Annotated in this window: 4 protein-coding genes; 1 reads left to right on the top strand and 3 read right to left on the bottom strand. The window is 44.9% G+C overall.

Annotation, left to right across the window (positions count from 1 at the left end; genetic code table 11):
* Window positions 1-123: 123 nt before the first annotated feature.
* Window positions 124-1,881, bottom strand: coding sequence for a single-stranded-DNA-specific exonuclease RecJ (gene recJ / locus QVO39_RS03300; RefSeq protein ID WP_021903017.1), 1,758 nt, complete (start codon window positions 1,879-1,881; stop codon window positions 124-126).
* A gap of 221 nt (window positions 1,882-2,102) precedes the next feature.
* On the opposite strand from recJ, the gene QVO39_RS03295 reads away from it, so the two are divergent.
* Entirely contained in the window at window positions 2,103-3,398 is a 1,296-nt protein-coding gene (locus QVO39_RS03295) for an ATP-binding protein (protein WP_021903016.1), read from the top strand.
* Between the two features lie 86 nt (window positions 3,399-3,484).
* On the opposite strand, the gene QVO39_RS03290 is transcribed toward QVO39_RS03295, so the two are convergent.
* Together QVO39_RS03290 and QVO39_RS03285 are read right to left on the bottom strand one after the other, a co-directional pair.
* Window positions 3,485-4,597, bottom strand: a complete 1,113-nt coding sequence (locus QVO39_RS03290; protein WP_021903015.1) for a BACON domain-containing protein — start codon at window positions 4,595-4,597, stop codon at window positions 3,485-3,487.
* A 5-nt stretch (window positions 4,598-4,602) separates the two neighbouring features.
* Window positions 4,603-5,490, bottom strand: an 888-nt coding sequence (locus QVO39_RS03285; RefSeq protein ID WP_288171714.1) for a DUF4302 domain-containing protein, incomplete at its 5' end; no start/stop codon positions are given.

Genomic DNA, 5,490 nt, shown 5'->3' with positions numbered 1-5,490 from the left:
CCGCCAGTAGGCATCAGGGCGAGGGTATCGTGCCCTTCGAGGAGACTATTGATCACCTCTTCCTGCATCGGGCGGAAGCGGTCATAGCCCCAATATTGCTTTAGGGTATCAAGGGGGCTGGCGTCAGTGGATAGCTGAGGTTTCATCGCACTTCTCCCTACCATCTATATGGATATCGACGATATAGAGCTGCACAGCGAAGCGACCCTTCCGCTGAAATTCCTCAATCGAATAGAGGATATCAAAGGGGCGGCCGCTAGCAATCAAGGGAAGCAACTCTGCCTGATTGTAGGCAACAGCTTGGTAGATAGGCATCTCATTGGGCATGGAAATCATCAGCCTGAGGTGGCTCTTTTTATAGCCCATCAATCTAGGAGGGGTAACGCTCACCACACCACGAGTCATGAAGAGAGGCTTTTCATTGCCCGGCCCATAAGGGGCAAGGCTCCTCAATTGCCTACGTAGCTTGGGGGTAATATCGGATAGCTCTAGCGGATAATCAATGACATGGCGAGGCTGGAGGTCTTCCATCGTGAGCTCTTCATCGGCTTGATGAGTAGCATTTTGGATAAATTGGTGGAGGTACTTCTTTTGGATCGTCAGCCCTGCTGCAAAGGGGTGACCACCAAAGTTATCAAGGATATCTTTATTGGCCTCTAAAAGGGTGTGGATATCGTAGCCCATCACACTACGGGCCGAACCATTGATGCGATCGTCTTGGGTATCGGTGAGGACAATGGTAGGACGATTGTACCGCTCCGAAAGACGCGATGCCACTATCCCTATCACGCCATTGTGCCACGAAGGATCGTAGACAATGATGATCTTGCGATCCTCCATATCTGTGAAGCTCTCCACAATATCATTGGCTTCCTGTGTGATGGAGTGATCGATTAGCCGACGCTGGTTATTGTACTCATCAATATGATAGCTCATCTCGCGTGCCTCCTTGGCATCGCGTGCCAGTAGCAGGTCCACTGACTCTCGACCACTCTGCACTCTCCCTGAGGCATTGATGCGAGGACCAATCTTGAAGATGATATCGCTCATATCGAGCTGTTTGCTCTGCAAGCCACTCACATTGATAATGCTCTTAAGGCCGAGAGAGGGTCGGCGATTGAGCTTTTTCAGACCATAATAGGCGAGGATCCGATTTTCCCCCACTAGGGGCACCAAGTCGGCAGCAATACTTACCGCCACAAGGTCGAGCATATTATCCAGAAGGCGCCTATCGGTGCCATTGCTCAATCCGAAGGCCTGCATCAGCTTGTACCCTACCCCACAGCCAGATAGCTCTTTGAAGGGATAGGGGGAGCCTTTGAGCTTAGGATTGAGGTTGGCAACTGCCTCGGGAAGGGCGTCATCTGGGACATGGTGGTCGCAGATAATGATATCAATGCCTAGGCTCTTGGCATACGCCACCATGTCATTGGCCTTGATACCGCAATCGAGCACAATCATCAGCTTCACACCCGCTTCATGAGCATACTCAATCGCCTGCCGTGAGATGCCACTCCCCTCCTCGTATCTATCGGGAATATAATACTCTATCGCCGTGGTAATATACCGCAGATACTTATAAACTAGGGTAACGGCGGTGATGCCATCCACATCATAATCGCCATAAACGATGATCTTCTCTTTATTGCCGATCGCCTTATTTAGGCGGGCAACAGCCTTGGTCATATCAGGCATCAGGAAGGGATCATGGAGCTCTCTAAGCGATGGCTTAAGGTAGCTAGAGAGCTCTTCACTACTGCGAATGCCTCGCTTCATCACCACCTCCACAGTCGAAGGCAGAAGCTTAGCATCTCGGCACAAACCCTCAGCTATCTCCTGCTCCTCGCTCCCCAATGGCTCATATTTCCAAACTAAATCCATAGACACAAAGATACCAAAAGTAACCTATTTTCTCCCCCTTATTCCCCATTACCTACCCCCTCCACCGCAAAAACACGTAACGGATTGCCCCAAAAACACGTATCAAAACACCCCAAAAACACGTAATGGAATGCCCCAAAAACACGTAACAGAAGTTGTAAGTAATAGATAATCACTATATTTGCATTGAAATATACAACTACAAAATATAGGGCAATATTATGAAGGAAATATACTTAGATAGAATAGCAGATAAAGAGCTAGAATTAAGATTAGAAGCATTTGGAGCAGTTCAGATATTAGGGCCCAAATGGTGTGGAAAAACAACTACTGCCATACGGCATGCCAATAGTGTGATTAAGATGCAAGACCCAGATAAAAGGGTTGGCTACCTAGAAACAGCACGCACCAAACCATCTCTTCTTCTCTATGGTGAAGCTCCCCTACTGATAGATGAGTGGCAAGTGGCTCCATCATTATGGGATGCGGTGAGACACGCTGTGGATGAAAGAAATAAGACAGGTCAATTCATCCTTACTGGCTCAACAGTAGTAGATAGCCATGAAATAATGCATAGCGGTACAGGTAGAATATCTAAAATGCCTATGCATACAATGAGTTTATTTGAGTCCCTTGAATCCTCTGGAGAGGTCTCTCTAAAAGAGTTGTTTGATAATCCTAGCTACGATATTGATGGGGCACGCTCAACACTTTCTATTGAAGAGCTGATATTCGCGGCATGCAGAGGCGGATGGCCAGCATCCCTTAGAAATATGAGCGATAATGCAAAGCTACTCATAGCCACAGACTATCTAAATATCATCTGTGAGGAGGATATCTCAAGGGTAGATAACACACAGCGAGATGCCACATTGGCAAGGCTCATACTCAGGTCTTACGCAAGGAATATATGTACTCTTGCCAAAAAATCTACTATGCTCGCGGATATAACCGTGGAGAGAGAGGGGACGTCGATCTCCACATTTGATAGCTATATATCTGCATTAGAGAAGTTATTTGTCATAGACGATATACCCGCATGGTCGCCAGCAATTAGATCTGCCTCCTCTATCCGTACTAGCCAAAAAAGATGCTTTACCGACCCCTCTATAGTTGTAGCAGCACTTGGTGCTACTCCAAGGACACTCGAACTAGACCTGAATACGTTCGGATTTATATTTGAGGCACTTTGTATGCGGGATCTAAAAGCCTATAGTCAATCTATGGGTGGCCGTGTTTCATACTACCATGATCGGTATGGATTAGAGGCAGATGCTGTACTGCATCTTAATGACGGTAGATACGCAATTATTGAGTGTAAACTCGGAAGTAGAGATATAGATGAGGGTGCTAAACACCTACTTGAATTGAAATCATTGATTCAACGCAAAAACGAAGAAATGGGTAGAAATGCACTAAGACTACCCGACCTGATGATCGTATTGACCGGCGGAGAAATTGCCTACACACGAGCAGACGGTGTCAAAGTAATCCCAATTGCCACACTTAGAGACTAAACTCTATAAACAATGATACCCACCTACGGACGAATCCATAGGTGGGTACCTAAACAAACAATTACAAAGTAAAGGATGATCGTCCTTTATTTCTTAGTGAGGGTGAGATCAAAGAGCTGAGTGTCTTTATCAGCAAGCTTTAGCTGACCATCATTACTCCATATTATCATACCCTTAGGGAATACCTCAGTCTCCTTACCATCAATCTTGATTGTATACTTTTTACCCTTCGTCTTGAATACAAAATGGAACTGAGGGGTATCGGAATCCGTATTGAGTGGTGCCTCAAAGTAGAAGTCACCATGACCCCATAGACTACCTGAACCGAACTCAAATCCGACCCAAGCAGCCAAGAAATAGCCACTAGGATTGGTCTTTAGATCGTGAGTGCCACAAGGAATAGTCATAGTACGTGTAGCAGGGTCATAATTGACAATCAAATCAAGACCAAACCCTGAGAGAATAAAGCTCTCATTCTCTACGAGTGGGCTAAGGGTCCAGGTTTTATTTCGCTCGGTCCAGTCAATTTCTAACCAATAATGTGCATTGTAGTCACCTATAAGATCAGCATACTGCAATTGCTGCGTTACTGGTATTGCTAACTTCATAACACCTGCAGATACATTGATGGTCCCCTTACGGTCTTTACCTGAGGGTAATACCTCTATCTCGAGTATACCGTCATGGATCGTATACTTGATCCATTGATCAGCACCATCGGGTAGTGTAACGGTAATAGGATCTACCACCTGGGAAATATCATAAGAGACTTTACCACCTACAAGCGCCATAAAGATAGGTGAAGCATCCATTATATTCCGCGTACCAAATTGGCTGATAGAAACCCTTTGGGTAGCAGACACTCCAGATTTACCATCTAACTCCTTAATGAGCAATAGAGCAGTACGAAGCTCTGGGCTCTCATTTGGAGTGACCGTTACTTCTATTTTATCACCTACCTTCTTAGCAGTAAGCCAAGACTCTTCGCAGGAGATAGTGAAATCACTGCTATTCATTTTGATTGTCCCCACTCCACCGATGGCTTGGTACTCCACATCGGCAGATACTATTTGAAGATCAATCTCAGCAGGGTTGAATGGATTTATCTCACTCTCATTGGACTTCTTACAGCTAGTAGAAAGCCCTATCAAAGCGATGAGGGAGAGAATTATACTGGCTATATTAATTATCTTCTTCATATTCATTACTTCTTAATAAAGATAGGTCTAATAATCTTATTAGGTTTGAGAGTTTTGTCCAATTTTTTTCCTTTAACATCCCGCAGATAGAAGGAATCAGCCTTATATGAGCCCCAAACCTTGTTGTCTACCAACTTATAGGCAATAGAGCCATCAGCCGTCTCTATTTGCTTTGAGTACATACCGATCTCCTCATTACCCCATGTAAGATATCCCTCTGTAGTATCCCACATAGCTAGCTTAGTGCCAGGCTTGGACTCAATCTCCTGGACATAGACTGCGAACCGTCTATTCTTTGCATCAAAGTTGGCATAGAAGTAGTAATTCCAATCTGGGCATGTAACTTTGTACTTAGTGCTTCCTGCTTTTTCGAAGGTGACATTATACTCATGCTTAGAATCCTTCACGATATACTCACCAAGATACTCTGCATAGTACTTGTAATTGGGATCTTCTCTAAGAGATAGAGAGGTATTCTCAGCATTGAGGGTAGCAGTACTGGCATCGTAGGTGAGCTCAGTAACACCATTGAGTGGCGATTGAAACTTGATGCCTTTATCGGTAGGAATAAAGGGAACAATCACCTCATTGCCCTCGTCATTGATGTAGTAAAAGGTATTGTTTTTATCAAAGAACAGCACCATATCTTTACCACCTACTTTACCTGCGTAGGAGTCTTTGACCTGCTCTTCAATTAAATTCCAGTCAAAGACTTGACCATAACTCTTCATACTGGCCTCAAGATAATCCTCTGAGCTGGTTTTTGGACGTATAAGCTTTAGTATCTGTCCTTTATTCTTGCCCTTTAAGATGATCTCATCGGGAGTGGTCTCCTCCTTTAGAAGGAATTCAAAATCACCTTCATAGCCAAAACCTACACCTGCCCCTACACG

The sequence above is a fragment of the Porphyromonas sp. CAG:1061 genome, assembly GCF_000435035.1.
GTDB lineage: Bacteria > Bacteroidota > Bacteroidia > Bacteroidales > Porphyromonadaceae > Porphyromonas_A > Porphyromonas_A somerae.
The sequence above is the reverse complement of the archived record's forward strand: the minus strand, read 5'-3'. Positions and strand labels throughout refer to the sequence as shown.